Annotated in this window: 18 protein-coding genes; 16 read left to right on the top strand and 2 right to left on the bottom strand. The window is 74.1% G+C overall.

Annotation, left to right across the window (positions count from 1 at the left end; genetic code table 11):
- Nucleotides 1-24 precede the first annotated feature (24 nt).
- Both AIF0345_RS09075 and AIF0345_RS09070 read right to left on the bottom strand, forming a co-directional pair.
- A complete protein-coding gene (locus tag AIF0345_RS09075; RefSeq protein WP_043558029.1) occupies nucleotides 25-1011 on the bottom strand; it encodes an aldo/keto reductase in 987 nt (328 codons plus the stop codon).
- A 71-nt stretch (nucleotides 1012-1082) separates the two neighbouring features.
- Nucleotides 1083-1898, bottom strand: a complete 816-nt coding sequence (locus tag AIF0345_RS09070) for a RecB family exonuclease (protein ID WP_404976009.1) — start codon at nucleotides 1896-1898, stop codon at nucleotides 1083-1085.
- 208 nt (nucleotides 1899-2106) lie between these two features.
- Here AIF0345_RS09070 and AIF0345_RS09065 point away from each other — a divergent pair, with 208 nt between their 5' ends.
- The 16 genes from AIF0345_RS09065 (at nucleotide 2107) to lgt (ending at nucleotide 18045) form a co-directional block, all read left to right on the top strand.
- Nucleotides 2107-3213, top strand: coding sequence for a site-2 protease family protein (locus AIF0345_RS09065; protein WP_285295949.1), 1107 nt, complete (start codon nucleotides 2107-2109; stop codon nucleotides 3211-3213).
- Nucleotides 3213-4442 (top strand): multidrug effflux MFS transporter, encoded by a 1230-nt coding sequence (locus AIF0345_RS09060; protein WP_285295948.1) that lies wholly within the window; start codon nucleotides 3213-3215, stop codon nucleotides 4440-4442. Before AIF0345_RS09065 ends, AIF0345_RS09060 begins: the two co-directional genes overlap by 1 nt.
- A gap of 59 nt (nucleotides 4443-4501) precedes the next feature.
- Nucleotides 4502-5350 (top strand): polysaccharide deacetylase family protein, encoded by an 849-nt coding sequence (locus AIF0345_RS09055; RefSeq protein ID WP_285295947.1) that lies wholly within the window; start codon nucleotides 4502-4504, stop codon nucleotides 5348-5350.
- A 140-nt stretch (nucleotides 5351-5490) separates the two neighbouring features.
- Entirely contained in the window at nucleotides 5491-5742 is a 252-nt protein-coding gene (locus AIF0345_RS09050; RefSeq protein WP_285295946.1) for a hypothetical protein, read from the top strand.
- A gap of 124 nt (nucleotides 5743-5866) precedes the next feature.
- Nucleotides 5867-7069, top strand: coding sequence for a tRNA (adenine-N1)-methyltransferase (locus AIF0345_RS09045; protein WP_285295945.1), 1203 nt, complete (start codon nucleotides 5867-5869; stop codon nucleotides 7067-7069).
- 16 nt (nucleotides 7070-7085) lie between these two features.
- Entirely contained in the window at nucleotides 7086-8765 is a 1680-nt protein-coding gene (gene arc, locus AIF0345_RS09040) for a proteasome ATPase (RefSeq protein WP_285297921.1), read from the top strand.
- A complete protein-coding gene (locus AIF0345_RS09035) occupies nucleotides 8762-10600 on the top strand; it encodes a proteasome accessory factor PafA2 family protein (protein ID WP_285295944.1) in 1839 nt (612 codons plus the stop codon). Before arc ends, AIF0345_RS09035 begins: the two co-directional genes overlap by 4 nt.
- A 46-nt stretch (nucleotides 10601-10646) precedes the next feature.
- On the top strand, nucleotides 10647-10823 hold the full coding sequence (locus AIF0345_RS09030) for a ubiquitin-like protein Pup (RefSeq protein WP_043558013.1): 177 nt from the start codon (nucleotides 10647-10649) through the stop codon (nucleotides 10821-10823).
- Nucleotides 10820-12259, top strand: a complete 1440-nt coding sequence (gene pafA, locus AIF0345_RS09025; protein ID WP_268916373.1) for a Pup--protein ligase — start codon at nucleotides 10820-10822, stop codon at nucleotides 12257-12259. The genes AIF0345_RS09030 and pafA overlap by 4 nt, the downstream gene beginning before the upstream one ends.
- Before the next feature lie 38 nt (nucleotides 12260-12297).
- On the top strand, nucleotides 12298-13674 hold the full coding sequence (locus AIF0345_RS09020) for an FKBP-type peptidyl-prolyl cis-trans isomerase (RefSeq protein ID WP_285295943.1): 1377 nt from the start codon (nucleotides 12298-12300) through the stop codon (nucleotides 13672-13674).
- A 58-nt stretch (nucleotides 13675-13732) separates the two neighbouring features.
- Nucleotides 13733-14503 carry an imidazole glycerol phosphate synthase subunit HisF gene (hisF, locus tag AIF0345_RS09015; protein WP_268916309.1) on the top strand — a complete coding sequence of 257 codons (771 nt, stop codon included), beginning with the start codon at nucleotides 13733-13735 and terminating at the stop codon, nucleotides 14501-14503.
- Nucleotides 14504-14771: 268 nt separating this feature from the next.
- Complete coding sequence (locus AIF0345_RS09010) at nucleotides 14772-15041, top strand: DUF4190 domain-containing protein (protein WP_268916308.1); 270 nt, start codon at nucleotides 14772-14774, stop codon at nucleotides 15039-15041.
- Between the two features lie 71 nt (nucleotides 15042-15112).
- Nucleotides 15113-15493, top strand: a complete 381-nt coding sequence (locus AIF0345_RS09005; protein ID WP_404976008.1) for a DUF2752 domain-containing protein — start codon at nucleotides 15113-15115, stop codon at nucleotides 15491-15493.
- Nucleotides 15494-15620: 127 nt separating this feature from the next.
- Nucleotides 15621-15986: a phosphoribosyl-AMP cyclohydrolase gene (gene hisI / locus AIF0345_RS09000; protein ID WP_268916307.1), complete on the top strand. Its 366-nt coding sequence runs from the start codon at nucleotides 15621-15623 to the stop codon at nucleotides 15984-15986.
- A 115-nt stretch (nucleotides 15987-16101) separates the two neighbouring features.
- Complete coding sequence (locus tag AIF0345_RS08995; RefSeq protein WP_084682262.1) at nucleotides 16102-16926, top strand: indole-3-glycerol phosphate synthase TrpC; 825 nt, start codon at nucleotides 16102-16104, stop codon at nucleotides 16924-16926.
- The gene (gene lgt / locus AIF0345_RS08990; RefSeq protein WP_285295942.1) at nucleotides 16927-18045 is read left to right on the top strand and encodes a prolipoprotein diacylglyceryl transferase; all 1119 of its coding nucleotides are present in this window, start codon (nucleotides 16927-16929) and stop codon (nucleotides 18043-18045) included. It begins immediately after the preceding gene.
- The last annotated feature ends 20 nt before the right edge of the window (nucleotides 18046-18065 follow it).

The raw sequence follows: 18065 nt of genomic DNA, 5'->3' as shown, positions 1-18065 counted from the left end.
GCCCGGGGCCGGCCCCGGGCGTGCTCAGAACTGCTCGGGGTAGCCCATGCTGATAGCGGTGATCTCGTCCAGGGCGTGGCGGATCTGCGTTGGCAGCACGAGGTCCTCGCTCGCCAGGGCCCCGCGCAGCTGTGAGGGCGTGCGCGCGCCCACGATCGCGCCCGCGATTCCGGGCGCGTCCCGGGCCCACGCCAGGGCCACCTCCACCGGCTTGCGATCCAGCCCTGTGGCGGCCGTCGCCACCGCCTCGACCACGCCGACGCAGGACTCGCCGAGATAGGGCGCCACATAGGACCTCAGGTGCGGCGACGCGCCGCGCGAGTCCGGGGGGGTGGCGGCCCGGTACCGGCCCGTGAGGACCCCGCGGCCCAGCGGGGCGTAGCCGAGCACGCCGAAGCCGAGCGCGCGGGAGGCCGGGAGGAGCTCGCGCTCGATGCCGCGGCACAGCAGGGAGTGCTCGACCTCGACCGCGGCCATGCCCGGGCCGGCGGCCGCCGCGCCCGAGGCCAGCAGGTCGGCGGCGTGCACCGACGCCCAGGCCGGGTGGTTCGACACCCCGACGTAGCGGGTGCGACCGGAGGCCACGGCGGTGCGCAGCGCGTCGACCGTCTCCTCCAGCGGCGTCGTGGTGTCGGGGAGCTGGACGAGCCACAGGTCGAGGTGGTCGGTACCCAGACGGATCAGGGAGTCGTCGAGGGTGTCCAGCAGCGTGCCGCGCGAGGCGTCCGCGACCGTGCCGCGCGCCCCTGTCCGCCAGTTGCGCACGCCGGCCTTGGAGACGATGACCAGGTCGCGCCGGTCGACGTGCTCGGCCAGCAGCCCGCCGATCACCTCCTCGGAGACCCCCTCGCAGAAGGAGGCGGCGGTGTCCAGGAGCGTGCCGCCGGCGTCGAGGAAGACGTCGAGCTGCTCCTTGGCCTCGAGCTCGTCGGTGTCCCGGCCCCAGGTCATCGTGCCGAGCCCCACCGATGACACTCGCAGCCCGGTGCTGCCGAGCCTCCTGTGTTCCATAGGGACAACCGTAAGCGCTCGCGCGGCCGGTCGCGTTATTTCCGCACGGTGATGGGCCAGGTGGCGTCGTCTCAGCCCGCCGGCCGCCGACGGGCGGTGAGCAGCCGGGCCAGGCCCTCCTCGGGAACCGGCGGAGTGGTCCCGCCGAAGAGCGGGCACTGCGCCTGGAAGGCGCACCAGTCGCACAGCCGGGAGCGCCTCGGGGCGAACTCGCCGGCGGTGGCGCAGCCCTCGACCTCGTCCCAGATGCGGGCGATCCTGGTCTCGACCGTCTCCAGCTCGGCCAGGTGGGGGTCGTGGGTCAAGGTGCGGCCGTCCTTGAGGAAGAGCATCTGCAGGCGCCGCGGAGCCCGACCGCGCAGGCGCCACAGCACCAGGGCGTAGAAGCGCATCTGGAACAGCGCCTCGGCCTGGAAGCGCGGCCCGGGGGAGCGGCCCGTCTTGTAGTCCACCACGCGCATGGCCCCGTCGGGGGCGACGTCGAGACGGTCCACGAAGCCGCGCAGCAGCAGGCCGTCCCGGGTCTCGGCCTGGACGAAGAGCTCGCGCTCGGCCGGCTCCAGGCGCACGGGGTTCTCCATGCGGAAGTAGGCGCCGATGAGGTCCTCGGCCTCGCCCAGCCACGGGGCGATCTGGGCGGGGTCGGCGAACAGGTCCATGACGGCGGGGCTCTTCTCCCGGTGCGCCTCCCACTGGGAGGGCAGCATGGCGAGGGCCGCCTCGCGGGTGCGCTCGCGCGCGGGCAGGTCGTACAGGCGCTCCAGGACGCCGTGGACGAGGGTCCCCTTGTGCGTGGCCAGCGAGCCCGGGTCGGGAAGCCGGTCCACCGTGCGCAGGCGGAACATGAGCGGGCACTGCATGAAGTCCTTGGCGCGCGACGGCGACAGCGCCGCCCGCCCGCCCCGACGGGGGCGGCTCGCGCCGGGCCCGGTCGCGCGGGCCTGCGCCAGCGGTTCGGAGGACTCGGAGCCCGCGGGCGCCGAGGAAGGCATCATGGTTAATGACACGGCGTGCTCGCTCACGAGAGGAACCTACCGCGTCGCGCCGACATGTACACACGGCCGTTCACGGGCGATCGCGGATAGGCTCGCCCACATGTCATCTGCTTCCACGCCCCAGGGCTGGGTGCTCGGACGGATCGGCGCCGCGCCCGTCGTCGTCTCCCCGACCTCGCTCCTGCTGGGCCTGCTCATCGCCGGCTCCTGGTACCCGCTGGTGGCCTCCACGCTGCCCGGCTCCGGCCTCGTCACGGTACTTGCGACCGTGGTGGGCACGGTCGCGGGTGTGGGCGCGAGCATCCTCATCCACGAGCTCTCCCACGGCCTGGCGGGCACCCTGCTGGGACGACGGCCCGTGCACTACGAGCTCTACCTGTGGGGCGGCCGCACGAGCTTCGGTCCCGCCCGCGCCTGGGCGCCCTGGAAGGACGTCATCACCTCCCTGGCGGGCCCGGCCGCGAACCTCGCGCTGTGGGCGGCGGGAGGCGCGCTGCTCCGCGGCGGCGCCGTCACCTCGGTCCCGGTCGGCGTGGTCGTGCTGGCGCTGACCTGGGTGAATCTGGCCCTGGCGATCTTCAACGCCCTGCCCGGCCTGCCGCTGGACGGGGGGCACGCCCTGGCCTCTCTGGTCACCCAGGTCACCGGACGGAGGCAGGCGGGCGAGCGGGTCGCCGCCGCCGGCGGGCTGGTGGTCGTCGCCGCCATCGCCTGGCGCTGGGTCCTGGAGCCGCTGGCGCTGCGCGGCTCGCGCCCGGACTCCTTCTCCCTGATCCTGGCCGTCATGGTCGCCTGGCCGATCGTCTCGACGTCGTGGCGGGTCCTCGGACTCGGCCGCGGGGAGCGGGCTGCCGCACGGGTCGACCTGCGCCCCCTCATGCGCCCGGTGGCGACGCTCCCGGCGAGCGCCACCATCGCCCAGGTCCGCTTCGCGCTCAGCGAGGGGGCCGCCGTCGTCCTGGTGGCGGACGGCCCCGCACCGCTGGGCGTGATCGACGACGCCGCCCTGGACGAGCTGGCCTTGCCCGAGCAGCCCGCCGTCACCGCGGGCGAGATCTGCACCGTGCTGCCCACAGCCGCCGTGAGCAGCGAGCTGACCGGGCGGGCCGCGGCCGACGCCCTCAAACGGGCGCGCACCCTGTCGCGCTGGCTCATCGTCGTCGAGGGCGGGCGCATGGCCGGCGCCGTGCCCACAGGGGCCCGCTGATGGACGCGCCGCCGCCACGCCGGCCCGCCGCGGCCGTATCGGTCGGACTCATAGCCGCCCTGGCGGTCCAGAACGCGGTGCCGCCCTTCGCCACCGACATGTACAGCCCCGCCTTCCCGCTCGTGGCCGCCGACCTGGCCACGAGCGCGACCGCGGTGGGCCTGACGCTGACCGCCTTCTTCATCGGCATGGGGGCCGGGCAGGTCGTGGGCGGCACGGTCTCGGACCGGTGCGGACGGCGGGTGCCCGTGGTCGTCGGCGGCCTGCTGTGCACCCTGGGCGCCGTCGTGTGCGCGCTGGCCCCCGGCATCGGCGTGCTCGTGGCCGGGCGCCTCCTGCAGGGCCTGGGCGGCGGCGTCGCGGCCGTGGTGGGGCGCGCGGTCCTGGTCGATCTCGCCCACGGCGACCGGCTGGCCTCCATGATGTCGGTCCTCATGGCCGTCAGCGCCCTGGCGCCCATGATCGCCCCGGTGGCCGGCGGCGCGGTGCTCTCGGTATCCACCTGGCGGGCGGTGTTCTGGTGCCTGGTCGGATTCGGCCTGTTCATGACGGCCATGGCGGCTGCGCTGGTGCCCGAGTCCCTGCCTCCCGAGCGCCGGCTGAGCGGCGGCTGGGGGCGATTCGCATCGGGGAGCCGCGACATCCTCGCCCACCGCCGCTACCTGGGGTACATGCTGACCTCCGCCTTCTCCGGCTTCGCCATGTTCGCCTACATCTCCTCCTCGTCCTTTGTGCTCCAGGAGATCAAAGGGCTGAGCCCCATGGCCTTCTCCGTCTTCTTCGCCTGCACGGCCGGGGCCCAGATGCTGCTGAGCATCCTCAACGCCCGCCTGGTGCGCCGCGCCGGCCCCCGGCGCCTCATCGCCCTGGGCCTGTCCGTCTCCGCGGTCGGCGTGACGTCGGTGGCGGTCAGCGTCCTCCTCCTCGACGTCGCCCTGGTCCCGCTGTGCGCCGGCTTCGTGCTCGTCATGGTCGCTCAGGCCTTCGTCTTCGGCAACTCCAGCGCGCTCGCCCTGGGAGAGGTGCGGCACGTCGCCGGGACCGCGAGCGCGCTGCTGGGCGTCGCCCAGGCGCTGGCCAACGCGACCTCGGCCCCGCTGGCGAGCTCGGGCGGCGGACGCAGCGCCGCGCCCATGGTCGTCGTCATGCTCGCAGGGATCGCGGGGGCGTGGTGCGCCTACCTCCTGGTGGGGCGCGTGCCGGGCGCGCGGCACCTGCCCGACGACTGATTTCGAGGGAAGGACGGCTCCGCCGGGACCTTGCGGCCGCGCTGGTCTACGCTTACGCGGTGCCCGAACGTACGCCCGCTCCCGGCTGGCCGGATCGCCCCGGTCGACGAGGCGTCCTGCGCGCCGGGCTCGCGGGCGCCGCGGCCCTCGCCGTCGGCGGCGGGGCCGGTGCGGGCGCCGTGCGCTATGCCGGCACGCACCTGCCGCCCACGGCGCGCGTGGCGCCGCGGCCCGCGAAGCCGGGCCGGTACGCGACTCGCGTGCTCTTCCAGGGATCGTCCGACCGCGGCGAGGTCTGCGTCACCTTCGACGACGGGCCGGATCCGCGCTGGACGCCGCTCGTCCTCGACATCCTCGCCGAGCTGGGCGCTCCCGCGACCTTCTTCGTGCTGGGCGAGGCGGTTGCGGCCCACCCCGAGCTCGTCGCCCGCGAGGCGGAGGCCGGGCACGAGGTCGCCATCCACAACTGGGTCCACACTGACGTCTACGGGGTGGAGGTCGACGAGCTGCGGGACTCGGTGGATCGCACGATCACGGCGATCCAGGACGCCGGTGCGCCGAGGCCCGCGCTGTGGCGCCCGCCCTATGGCCGCATCGACGCGCCCGCCCTCATGGTGGCCGCGGAGCGGGGGCTGGACATCCTGCTGTGGAGCGAGCACACGCCGACGGCGCAGCTGGCGGCGGACGTGACCGGCACGGCTCACGCAGGCTCGGTGATCCTGTGCCACGACGGCCGCACCCAGCCCAGCGAGGAGCTGCTGCGCGCCATGGGGGAGTCGATCGCCGCGCTGCAGACCCGGGGCCTGACCCTCGTGACCGCCGGCCGCCTGCTGGCCGGCGACCGGGAGGACGGCAAGGACGGCAAGGACGGCAAGGACGGCAAGGCCGACTCGGGCGGCGGCGCCTGACAGCGGCCTTCGAGCCCGCGCGGACGACCGGCCCGGGGGCCGCGGGCGCCCGGATGGGCTTCCTCCATGAGACCGCAGACGGACCACGCCGGTCACTTCGCGGACAACCGCGCCAACTGGGACGACCGGGCCTCGACTTCTTGCCGCAGTCGCTGAGGCGGGCCCGCGCCCTGGCCGCGCGCGCCGCCTCCGCCGTCGAGCTGGTCGGGGCCAATGTCTACGACGCCCGCAGCGCGGTTGCCGAGGTCGTCGAGACCCGCATCTCCGCCTGGTGCCGGTGGCCGGACCTCATGGAGCCCTGCGAGGAGGGCTACCGCTTCACCGACCCGGTGATGGGCAACAGGCTCCCGCTCCAGCTGCTCGTCGTCGCGCACCGGCCCGCACGCTCCTGAGGGCCGGTTCCAGGGCCCGGCCGGGACGATCGCGAGGGCCGTGACGCGGTCGTCGTCCGCCGCCGCGTACCGCCCTGCGGACCACTGGGTGGCGGGCGCACGGCACTTACTAGACTCGTCCTCGATGAGCGAGCAGAACTCCGGGGACCATGAGCCGAGCGGGGACGCCGTCGTCTCCCGCGCCGGCCGGCACGGCGACGCGGGCGAGGCCGGCGGCCCCGACGGCGCGCGCGAGCCCCGCCGGGCCGCGCAGCCGGTGCCCGCGCCCCCCGCGCGGTCCGTCACCCAGGAGACCCTTGGCCAGGCCGGACGCCGCGGCCCCTTCCGCTACGGCGAGCGCATTCAGGTCACCGACACCAAGGGCGCCAGGAACACCTTCCGGCTCGACCCCCGCGGCTGCTTCCAGTCCCGACGCGGCAGCTTCCGCCACCGCGACGTCGTCGGCCTGGAGGAGGGCACCGTGCTGACCACCGAGACCGGCCACGAGCTCCTCCTGCTGCGCCCCCTGCTCACCGACTATGTCCTGTCCATGCCCCGCGGCGCCCAGGTCGTCTACCCCAAGGACTCCGGCCAGGTCGTCGCCATGGGCGACATCTTCCCCGGCGCGCGCGTCCTGGAGGCCGGCGTCGGCTCGGGGGCGCTGACCATGAGCCTGCTGTCCGCCATCGGCGAGGACGGGCGCCTGGTCTCCATCGAGCGGCGCCCCGACTTCGCCCGGATCGCCGCCTCCAACGTCGACTCCTGGTTCGGCGGCCACCACCCGGCCTGGGAGCTGCGCACCGGCGACTTCGCCGAGGTGGTCGACACCCGCATAGAGGCGGCCTCCATCGACCGCATCGTCCTGGACATGCTGGCCCCCTGGGAGAACGTCGCCGCCTGCGCCCGCGCGCTCGCCCCCGGCGGCCTCCTCCTGGCCTACGTCGCCACCACCACCCAGCTCTCCCGGGCCGTCGAGGCCCTGCGCCACTGCGGCCTGTTCACCGAGCCCGAGTCCTGGGAGTCCATGGTGCGCACCTGGAACGTCGACGGCCTGTCCGTGCGCCCCGACCACCGCATGGTCGCCCACACCGGCTTCCTCATCACCGCCCGGCGCCTGGCCGCCGGCTCGCGCCCCCTGAGCCGCAAGCGCCCGCCCGCCCGCGGCGCCTACGACGACGGCGGCTACTGGGCGCCGCAGGACGTGGGGGAGCGCGTGAGCAGCGACCGCAAGGTCCGCCGCGTCCTGCGCGACTGCATCGCCAAGCAGCCCGAGGACGCCACCCCCGTCCTGTCCGGCGGCCCGGCGGCCGTCGGTGAGGAGGCCGAGGAGGTGCAGCACCGTGCCTGACGTCCGGCCCCTGGGCATGCCCTCGCCCGGCTTCGCCAGCCACCAGCTGCGCGAGGCCCGCACCGAGGCCGTCAGCCTGGCCGCGAAGAACGAGCGCCTCGTCGCGGCGCTCACCGCCGCCCGCGAGCGCATCACCGAGCTGGGCGCCCAGCTCGACACCGTCACCCGGCCGCCGGTCACCCTCGCGCTGCTCACCGGTGTCTCCGCCCGGCCTCCCGCCCCGGGTGCCGGGCGGCAGGAGACCGCCGCGCACCCCGAGCCGCCGGGGGAGGTCGACGTCGTGCTCGGCGGGCGGCCCATGCGCCTGGGCCTGCATACGCGCCTCGACGCCGACGACCTGGCCGTCGGGCAGCTAGTCGCCGTCAACGACCAGATGCTCGTCGTCGACGCCCTGCCGGCCCCCGACACCGGCGAGGCCGTCACCCTGGAGGAGGTCCTGACCCCCTCCGCCTCCGGCGCGTCCCGCGCCCTGGTTGCCACCGGGTCGGGCGCCACCCGCGTCGTCCACCTGGCGGGCCACCTGCGCCCCGACACCCTCAAACCCGGCGACACCCTGGCCGCGGACCCGCGCGCCGGCATCGCCACCGCCCTGATCGAGCGCACCAGCGTCGAGGATCTCGTGGTCACCGAGACCCCCGACGTCTCCTGGGACGACATCGGGGGCCTCGGCCCCCAGATCGACCAGATCCGCGACGCCCTCGAGCTGCCCTTCACCCACCCCGACCTGTACCGCGCCTACGGCTTGCGCGCTCCCAAGGGGCTGCTCCTGTACGGCCCGCCCGGCTGCGGCAAGACGCTCATCGCCAAGGCCGTGGCCACGTCCCTGGCGGGCTCGGCGACCCCGGCCGGAGGCCCGGAGGCGAGCAGGCCTCCCGCCGCGTTCCTCAACATCAAGGGCCCCGAGCTGCTGAGCAAGTTCGTCGGCGAGACCGAGCGGCAGATCCGCGCCATCTTCGTTCAGGCCCGCAAGGTCGCCGCCGAGGACCGGCCCGTCGTCATCTTCTTCGACGAGATGGAGGCCCTGTTCCGCACCCGCGGCACCGGGGTGTCCTCCGATGTCGAGACCATGATCGTCCCGCAGGTCCTGGCGGAGATCGACGGCGTGGAGTCCCTGCGCAACGTCGTCATTATCGGGGCCTCCAACCGGGAGGACATGATCGACCCCGCCATCCTGCGCCCGGGACGCCTCGACGTGAAGATCCGCGTCGGACGGCCCGACGCCGACGGCGCCCTGGAGATCCTGTCGAAGTACCTCACTGCCGACCTGCCGCTCGACCCGGCGGAGCTCGCCGCCGCCGGCGGCGACCGGGAGGCGGCCGCCGTCTCCATGCGCCGGGCCGCCGTCCGCGCCCTGTACGCCCGCTCCCCCGACACCGAGGCGCTCGAGATCACCTACGCCTCCGGCGCGCGGGAGACCCTCCACCTCGCCGACCTCGCCAGCGGCGCCATGCTCGCCGCCATCGTCGCGCGCGCCAAGACCGCCGCCATCAAGGACGAGCTGGACGGCGGAAGCGGCGGGCTGTCCACCGCCCGCGTCCTGGAGGCCGTCGCGGCCGAGTCCCGCCAGAACGAGGAGATCACCGGCGCCGCCGGCCCGGAGGACTGGGCCCGCCTCGTCGGCCGCCGCGGCGAGCCCATCCGCCTAGTGCGGCGCCTGACCGCCGCACCGGCCGAGACGTCGAGGGAGGGCGCATGAGCCAGCCCGCACCAGCCTTCGGCCCGGTGACGCGGCCCGTCGGCATTGAGACCGAGTTCGGGGTCCTTCAGCCGGGCAACCCCTACGCTGGCGCCGTCGTCATGGCCAGCCGGGTCGTGGAGGCCTACGGCATGGTCTCGCGTCCGGGCGTGAGCGGCCCGGACGGCGCCCCGGCGCGGGCCGTGCGCTGGGACTACGAGGGCGAGGACCCTCTCGCCGACCTGCGCGGCGGGCACCTCGACCGGGCCGCCGCCCACCCCAGTCTGCTCACCGACGACCCCGCCCGCCCCGCGCCCTCCGGCGATGCCCCCGGCCGCGGGCCCGGCGCGCATCCCGGTCGTGCCCCGGCGGACGGCGCCCCGGTGGGGCGGCCGGCGTCCCGGTCGCCGCTTCGCGACGGCCTGGGAGAGCCCACGGAGGCGGACCCGCCGCCCGCCCCGTGGGGGACCAGGCCGCGCCCCAACGCGGCTGAGGCCGCGCTTCCGCGCGCCTCCACCGTGGTGCTGACCAACGGCGCCCGCCTGTACGTCGACCACGCCCACCCCGAGTACTCCTCCCCGGAGGTCCTCACGCCCCACGACGCCGTCGTGTGGGACCGCGCCGGCGAGCTGGTCGCCCGGCGGGCCATGATCGCGCTGGCCGAGGGCGCCGGGGGAGTGGTGCCCGGCGAGGTCGTCCTGTACAAGAACAACGTCGACGGCAAGGGCGCGACCTACGGCTCCCACGAGAACTACCTGGTGCGCCGCGACCTCGCCTTCAGCGACCTCGTCCCGGCCCTCATCCCCTTCCTCGTCACCCGCCCCGTCATCGCGGGGGCCGGGCGCGTGGGCATCGGCCAGCGCTCCCAGCGCCCCGGCTTCCAGATGAGCCAGCGCGCCGACTACGTCGAGAGCGACGTCGGCCTGCAGACCACCTTCAACCGTCCGATCGTCAACACCCGCGACGAGCCGCACGCGGACGCCGCGCGCTTCCGCCGCCTGCACATTATCAACGGCGACGCCAACCGCTTCGACGCCCCCATCTACCTCAAGGTCGCCACCACCGACCTGCTCCTGTGGTACCTCGAGCGGGCGGCGGCCCGCCGGGACCGGCTGGGCTCCCTGGCGCCCCTGCGCCTGGTCCACGACCCGGTGGAGGAGCACTGGGCGACCTCCCACGACACCGCCCTGACCCGCCCCCTGGTCACGGTCTCCGGCCCGATGACGGCCCTGGAGATCCAGCGGGCGCACCTGGAGGCGGTCGCGGACGCCCTGAAGGAGGACTACGGCGGCACCGGTCGCGAGCACGTCGGCGAGGAGACGGCCTTCGCCGTCGCCCTGTGGGAGGAGACCCTCACCGCGCTGGAGTGCTACGCGGCGGCGCAGGGTGCTTCCGGAGAGCCCGGGGCCACCACACGCGCCGCCGCGCTCGTGGAGTGGGTCGCCAAGAAGCAGCTGTGCGACGCCATGCGCGCCAGGACCGGCGCGGGCTGGGACGACCCGCGCCTGGCGGCCCTCGACATCCAGTGGGCCGACCTGCGCACCGGCCACGGCGTGGCGGAGCGGCTCATTGCGGCGGGCCACACCCGCCGCCTGACCACCGACGCCGAGGTCGAGGCCGCCGCTGGCTCCCCGCCGTCCGGAACGCGCGCCGCCATCCGCGGGCCGGCCGTGGCCCGTCACGCCGAGGTCGTCGCGGCCTCCTGGACGAGCCTGGTGCTGGACCTGCCCGACCACGAGCGCCTGCTGCGGCTCGCCCTGCCGGACGACGTGCGGGCCGATGCGCAGCGGGTCGCCGACGTGCTGGGCCAGGTCCAGGTCACAATTGGGCCACACCGGGGCCTGGGGGCAGACTGAACCCACAGGAGCGCCGGGCGGCGCCCCGAGTCAGGCAGGAGGCACCATGAGCACCCACGAGCAGATCCAGCCCACCGGGGGCCACGGCGGCGACGAGGCCTCCGAGGCGGTCGGCCAGGCCCAGGTGGCCGGCGTCGACGACATCCTCGACGAGATCGACTCCGTCCTGGAGACCAACGCCGCGGCCTTCGTGCAGGGATTCGTCCAGAAGGGCGGCGAATAGGAGTGCCGCGCCCGCACAGACCGGCGCGGCGGATCATCGGCGTGGAGACCGAGTACGGCATCACCTGCGCCTCGACGACGGGAGGCCCTCCGCCCCTGGACGCCGACCACGCCGCACGCGAGCTCTTCGAGCCCGTCGTGCGCCTGGGCCGCTCCTCCAACGTCTTCACCCGCGGCGGGGCCCGCCTCTACCTCGACGTCGGCTCCCACCCCGAGTTCGCCACCGCGGAGTGCGACCGCCTGGAGGACCTGCTCGCCCAGGACCGGGCCGGGGAGATCACCATGGCCGACCTGGCCGAGCAGGCCAGCGCCAGCCTGGCCCGGCGGGGCGTACCCGGCCGCATCCACCTGCTCAAGAACAACCTCGACGCCGAGGGCGCCGGCTTCGGCTGCCACGAGAACTACCTCGTGCACCGCCGCGGCAGCTTCTGGAACGACGCCCGCACCCTCGTGCCCCACCTGGTCACCCGCCAGATCCTCGTCGGCGCCGGGCACATCCTGCCCGGCGGCGGCCGGGCCCCCGCACGCTACGTCTTCTCCCAGCGGGCCGACCAGATGGAGGACGCCGTCTCCTCGGCGACCACTCGCGCCCGCCCCCTGATCAACACCCGCGACGAGCCCCACGCCGACGCCGAGCTCTACCGGCGCATGCACGTGATCGTCGGCGACTCCAATATCGCCCAGGGCTCCACCCTCCTCAAGGTCGGGGCCATGGACCTGCTGCTGGACTACCTCGAGGAGGGCGGGAGCCTGGCGGACCTCCAGCTCGCCATCCCCATGAGGGCCATTCGCGACACCTGCCACGACCTGACCGGCTCGGTCGCCCTGGAGCTCGCCGACGGACGCACCATGACGCCGGTGGACCTGCAGACCGAGCACCTGGCCAGGGTGAGCGAGCACGCCCGGAACCTGGACCTGACAGGTCTGCAGCGCCACGTCCTCAACCTGTGGGAGCGGGGGCTTGAGGCCGTGGGCTCGGGCAGGCCCCAGGACGTGGCCGAGGACCTGGACTGGGCGGCCAAGCACCAGCTCCTGACCCGCTACGCCGAGCGCACCGGCGTCGGGCTCGACGACCCGCGCCTGGCGCGGCTCGCCCTGGCCTACCACGACGTGAGCCCGAGCGACGGACTGCGCCTGAAGCTGGAGCGGGCTGGGCTGCTGCGGCGCTTCGTCGGCGAGGAGGCGTGCCGCGCCGCCGTCGACACCCCGCCGGCCACCACGCGCGCGCACCTGCGGGGCACGGCGATCGGGCGGGCGCAGGACCTGCGCCGGGACCTGTCGGCCGACTGGGTGAACCTGCGCCTCGACGACGGCCGCACCCGGCCCGTCGCCCTGCGCGACCCCTTCAGCGCCGTCGATGAGCGGGTCGACGCACTCATGAGGGCCATGGACGCGCCTGACGGGACCCCCGCCGCCGATTCACCCGCCGGCGTCTGAGACGCGGCACGACAACATCTGGCAGACTGGAAAGTCCGATGGCTACCTTCTCACCCTCCCCCCGCGAAACGACACGACTGCCCCAGGTGGGGCAGGACGGCCAGCCGTTGACGCGTCGCCAAAAGCGTGAGCTGGAGCGTGCCCGTCAGGTCGCAGACCCCCACCGCGCCGCGCCGCCCGCCCCGGGGGCGCCCTGGGCGCAGTACGGCCCGGCGGGGCGCGCCGAGCAGCCGGCGGCCGGGGCGCCCCGTCGCGCCGCCTCCGCCCCGATGGCCGCGTCGCCCGGGACCGGGCCTGCAGAGGCGCCGCCGTCGGCGCCCTCACCGGCCGAGCCCCCCACCTCCACGGGCGCCCAGCGCGCGATCGGCGCCGCGCTGGGACGCCCCCGGCCGCGAGGACGCGTCGCCGTCATCCTGGCGGTCGTGGCGACGGTGGCCATTGTTGCCGCGCCCCTGGTCGTGGCGCGCGTGTGGGGGGGGCTGGCGGGTTCCCTCGGGTCCTCGGGCACGAATCCCGGTGGAAGCGTCAGTGCGGACGGCCCGCTCGATACGGTGCTAGAGGTCGCCGGACGCGTGGGAGCCCTTCCCGTCCTGTCGCTCAAGGGCCATCTCACCCCCGCCACGGTCATGAGTACCGATCAGGTCGTCATGGGCGAGGGCCGTGTCCTGGGCGCCGGCGACGCCGTCCTGCTGTCCGTGGCGGTCTTCGACGGCAACGACGGCACGAACGTCACCGGTACCGCGACGGGGACGCGTCTGTATCCCGGCACGCTCGACGCCGACAAGATCGGAACCGATCTCGCCAATGCGGTTACGGGGGTCACCGAGGGCTCACGCATTGTCGTGCGCGCTCCGCAGACAAGGGACGACCAGACCAAGACCACTGAGATCACGGTGATCGACATCCTGCCCACCACCGCGACCGGAACGGCTCAAGAGCCTGCGGAGGGCATGCCGACGGTGACGATGAACGCCGATGGCACGGCGGGGCTGTCCGTGCAGGGGCTTCCGGCGCCCACGCGCTCGACCGCCGCCGTCCTCGTGCAGGGCGACGGACCCCAGGTCCAGGCCGACTGCACCGTCCTGGCCAGGTACTCCACCGTGAGCTGGGCCGACGGCGTGCAGCACGCCACCACCTACGGCACGACCACCCCGCCGGGCACGATCAACATGAACAACGCCCTGGCGGGAGTCAAGGAGCACCTGGTTGACATCCAGGTGGGCAGTCGGGTCGTCATCGCCATCCCCGCGGACCAGGCAGCCGGCGAGGGGGCGGTCGCCGTTGTCATCGACGTCCTGGCCATCGACGACGACGGGGGAGCCGACACCGCCGCCTTACCCAGCGAGAGCCCCGATCCCGGCCCCGGAACCGTGCACGTGACTCCGGGGGCCAGTCCGGGCGCCACCAACCAGTAGGCGGCGCCCGCGCGCCGCCCTGATACGATCCGCACCCCTCATCCGTTCAGGAGCTGCTATGAGCGTCGCCGTCCGCGTCATCCCGTGCCTTGACGTCAAGGACGGGCGCGTGGTCAAGGGAGTGAACTTCACGGGCCTGCGGGACGCGGGCGACCCGGTGGAGCTCGCCAAGCGCTACGACGCCCAGGGCGCCGACGAGATCACCTTCCTGGACGTGTCCGCCTCCGCAGAGGGCCGGTCCACCATGCTGGAGGTCGTCTCGGCCGCCGCGGAGCAGGTCTTCGTGCCACTGACCGTGGGTGGAGGGGTTCGCAGCGTCGAGGACGTCGACCGCCTCCTGCGTGCCGGGGCGGACAAGGTCGGCATCAACACCGCCGCCATCAACCGGCCCGGGCTGCTGTCCGAGGTCGCCGAGCGCTTCGGCAACCAGGTGCTGGTGCTGTCGGTGGACGCGCGGCGCTGCCCGGAGGGCGTGAGCACCCCGTCGGGGTACGAGGTCACCACCCATGGCGGGCGCCGCTCCACCGGCATCGACGCCGTCCGCTGGGCGGTGCGGGCAGTCGACCTGGGGGTGGGCGAGATCCTGCTGAACTCCATGGACGCCGACGGCGTGACCGGCGGCTTCGACCTGCAGATGCTCGACGACGTCCGGGGCGAGGTGAGTGTCCCGCTGATCGCCTCCGGCGGTGCGGGCCGGGCCGAGGACTTCGCTGCGGCCGCGGACCACGGCGCGGACGCGGTGCTGGCGGCGAGCGTCTTCCACTACGGCACGCTGACCATCGGGGCGGCCAAGAGGGCCCTGCGCGATGCGGGCCACCCGGTGAGGTGATCTGCCCGCGCTCGTGAGGGGTGGGCGCAGATCGGTCAGAACATGTAGTCTCGTCCCCGGTATGCTCGACGAGTTCCCTTCTTGAGGTATGCTCCACGAGTTTCCGCAATGTTGTTCCCAAGCGAAGAGTGCATCCATGACGAACTACGACCCGAATCAGAACCCTTACGGCGGCTCGAACGACCCGAGCGCCTATCCGAGTGGTCAGCCCGGTTATCAGCAGTACCCGGGCCAGGCGCAGCCCGGTGGGGGGGGGTACGCCCCGGGAATGAGCCCCTTTGGGGCATCGACGGAGAAGAACAACCTGGGCGGCTGGGCGCTGGGACTGGGTATCGCCAGCCTGGTTTGCTGCGGGCTCTTCACCGGTATTCCCGCAATCATCCTGGGCTACCTCGGGATGCAGGCCGCCAAGGAGGGGCGCGCCTCCAATAAGGGCATGGCCATCGCCGGCCTCATTATGGGGTCGCTGTCGATCGTGTGGACCATTATTGCCCTGAGCACCGGCATCCTGGGCCAGATCGTCGGCAACGCTTCATGATGACCGGAGCCTGCGGCTCCCCCTTCGACGGGCATGGTCGCGGTCATCATCGCTCCCGCGTGGGCGTCATGGTGGCCGCGGCCTGTCTCCCCGGCGCACTGGTCGTTATCGGCGGCCTGCGCCCCTCCGCGGCCGGCCCGGACCTGTGCTTCTTGCACCGCACGACCGGCATGTGGTGCCCCCTGTGCGGCGGCACGCGGGCGACTCGGGCGCTCCTCCACGGCAACCTGACCGAGGCGATCGGCTACAACCCCTTCGCCCTGGGGTTTGAGGTGCTCGCCGTCCTCCTCGTGGTGCGCTGGCTGGTCAGTCGCCGCGCCGGCGGCACCCGCCCCTTCGTGTCCGCGCACGAGGCAGTGGCGCTCTTCGCCGTCGCCGCGGTGTTCGCCGTCGTGCGCAACCTGCCGGGCATGTGGGTCTACCTGGGCCCGCTCCTGGGCCCGGCGGGCTGAGCGCGGCTGCCGGACGACACGGCGGAGTCGGCTCCTGCCCGCGGGATCGGGCCGAACGCAGTGCCCGGAGCCGGCGCGAGCGCCCGACCGGCGGCTCGTGGGCGCCCGGCGTGGAAGAATCGCCGTCGTGACTCTTCCTCGCTCAATCGCATCCCGGCTCAAGCGCGACGCGGCGGGGCTCGTCGCCGCCGTCGTCCAGCAGTACGACACCCGCGAGGTCCTCATGGTCGGGTGGATGGACGACGAGGCGCTGGCCCGCACCCTGAGTGAGGGCCGAGTCACCTTCTGGTCCCGCTCCCGTCAGGAGTACTGGCGCAAGGGCGACACCTCGGGTCACCACCAGTACGTCAAGGCCGTCCGCATCGACTGCGACGGCGATGCCCTGCTGGTCGAGGTCGATCAGGTCGGGGCCGCCTGCCACACCGGTGAGCGCACCTGCTTCGGGGCCGGTGGAGATCTCGCGGCGGTGGTGGGGGAGCGTCCCACCGGTTGAGCGGATTTGCCTCGGCGGCGCCCGCCGGGGACGATGGCCCCGGCGGGCGCCGCCGGCACATCTGCTGGGCGCGCCCGCGCGGTTCCTGTATCACGCGTGTAGGAGGTGGCGCCCCGTGATGGCCTTCGCCGACCTGGTCGCAGCCGCACGGTCCGCCGCCGCATCCCGGCAGAGATCCACCCCGCTGAAGGAGCTGCGCGAGAGGACCCGATCGGGCCCCACCGCGCGCGATGTCGCCTCGGCGCTGCGAGCCCCCGGGCGGGTCGTGTCCGTGATCGCCGAGGTCAAGCGCGCCACCGCGACCTTCGCCGACCTGTCCGGGGTCGGCGACGTGGCCGTCCTCGCCCGCTTCTACGAGGCCGGCGGGGCCGCCTGCGTGTCCGTGGTCACCGAGCCGATCCGCTCCCGCGGGCGCTTGGCGGACCTGGACGCGGTGCGCGGGGCCGTGGACGTGCCCGTGCTCGCCAACGACGTCATCGTCACCCCCTACCAGGTTCATGAGGCGCGTGCCCACGGGGCCGACATGCTCGTCCTGGACGCCCGCCTCGCCCCGCTCGTCCTGGAGTCGCTCATTGAGCGCACGCACTCCCTGGGCATGGCGGCGGTCGTTGAGGCCCACTCCCGGCGCGAGGCGCTGACGGCGGTGTCGGCGGGCGCGCGCTACGTGTCGGTCGATGCGCGCGATCCGGACACCCGGGCTATCGACCGCTCCCGCTTCGAGCAGGTTGCCGAGGTGCTGCCCGCGTCGGTGACCCGCATGGCCACCGGCGGCGTCTCCGGGCCGCACGATGTCATGAGCTACGCGCGTGCGGGGGCCGATATCGTCGTCGTGGGGGAGGCCGTCATCCGCTCGGCCGACCCCCAGCAGTTCGTCGCCGAGCTGGTCGCCGCAGGCAGCCACCCGGCGCTCCTCCCCTCAGCCCATAGAGAGGTTCTCTGAGTGCTCACCGCTTCCATTCCGAGCCCCGCCCAGGGCGTGTGGCATATCGGGCCGCTCCCGCTGCGCGCCTACGCCCTGTGCATCCTCGCCGGCGTCTTCGTGGCGGTGTGGTGGACCGACCGCCGCTACCGGGCGCTGGGCGGGCCGCGCGACACGGCCCTGGACGTCGCCCTGGTCGCGGTGCCGGTCGGCATTGTCGGCGCGCGGCTCTACCATGTGGTCACCTCGCCGGACGCCTACCTCGGTCCGGGTGGGGACCCGGCCCTCATCCCGCAGATCTGGCACGGTGGGCTGGGCATCTGGGGAGGCGTGGCCTTCGGGGTGGCCGCCGGCGTCTGGATGCTCCGCCGGCGCGGGCTGCGGCTGGGGCCCTTCTTCGACGCCGCCGCCCCGACGATCCTGATCGCCCAGGCGCTGGGGCGTTTCGGCAACTACTTCAACCAGGAGCTGTTCGGCGGGCCCACCACCCTGCCCTGGGGCCTGGAGATCGACAGGGCCCACCTGCCGGTCGGGTACGCCCCGGGCACCCTGTTCCACCCGACATTCCTGTACGAGGCGCTGTGGAACGCGGCGGGCGCCGCCCTCCTCGTCTGGCTCGGGCGCTACCTGGCGCGCCGCGACGGGGCGGTGGGCGGCCGGCTCATGTGGGCCTACCTCATGGTCTACACCTCGGGGCGCGTGTGGATCGAGGTCCTGCGCGTCGATGAGGCCCACCGCGTGCTCGGGATGCGCCTGAACGTGTGGACCTCGATACTCGTCTTCCTGCTCGGCCTGGTCGGCTACATCATGGTCTCGCGCCGCCACCTCGACGACGCGGTCACCGAGGGTGCCGGGGAGGGCGGTGCTTCTGAGGCCGAGGCGGCCGAAGCCGGGCCCGAGACGGCGGACGGGCCGGGCGAGGCGGATGAGGCGGGGGATCCTGATCCCGAGAAGCCGGACGAGAAGCCTGCTGCGGACTCGCCCGATGGGGCAGACGATGCATGTGCCGAGGCAGGTGCGCCCGGTCAGGCGGATGCGCCGTCCGGGGCTGCGGGCGCGGAGGCTGACGCAAATGCCGAGGAGCCTGGTGAGAGGCCCGCGGCGGCGGACACGCACGACGACGACCGCGGGGCCGAGTAGCGGGACGCTGCGCTCGCAGC

The sequence above is a fragment of the Actinomyces israelii genome (assembly GCF_030253495.1).
Classification (GTDB): Bacteria; Actinomycetota; Actinomycetes; order Actinomycetales; family Actinomycetaceae; genus Actinomyces; species Actinomyces israelii.
Note: the sequence above shows the minus strand (reverse complement) of the source record. Positions and strands in the feature narration are given on the sequence as shown.

Coding starts and splice junctions, on each gene's coding strand:
- AIF0345_RS09075 (WP_043558029.1), bottom strand. CDS start 1,011: ATGGAACACAGGAGGCTCGGCAGCACCGGGCTGCGAGTGTCATCGGTG.
- AIF0345_RS09020 (WP_285295943.1), top strand. CDS start 12,298: ATGGCTACCTTCTCACCCTCCCCCCGCGAAACGACACGACTGCCCCAG.
- arc (WP_285297921.1), top strand. CDS start 7,086: ATGCCCTCGCCCGGCTTCGCCAGCCACCAGCTGCGCGAGGCCCGCACC.
- hisF (WP_268916309.1), top strand. CDS start 13,733: ATGAGCGTCGCCGTCCGCGTCATCCCGTGCCTTGACGTCAAGGACGGG.
- AIF0345_RS09035 (WP_285295944.1), top strand. CDS start 8,762: ATGAGCCAGCCCGCACCAGCCTTCGGCCCGGTGACGCGGCCCGTCGGC.
- AIF0345_RS09060 (WP_285295948.1), top strand. CDS start 3,213: ATGGACGCGCCGCCGCCACGCCGGCCCGCCGCGGCCGTATCGGTCGGA.
- AIF0345_RS09045 (WP_285295945.1), top strand. CDS start 5,867: ATGAGCGAGCAGAACTCCGGGGACCATGAGCCGAGCGGGGACGCCGTC.
- AIF0345_RS09030 (WP_043558013.1), top strand. CDS start 10,647: ATGAGCACCCACGAGCAGATCCAGCCCACCGGGGGCCACGGCGGCGAC.
- AIF0345_RS09010 (WP_268916308.1), top strand. CDS start 14,772: ATGAGCCCCTTTGGGGCATCGACGGAGAAGAACAACCTGGGCGGCTGG.
- AIF0345_RS09065 (WP_285295949.1), top strand. CDS start 2,107: ATGTCATCTGCTTCCACGCCCCAGGGCTGGGTGCTCGGACGGATCGGC.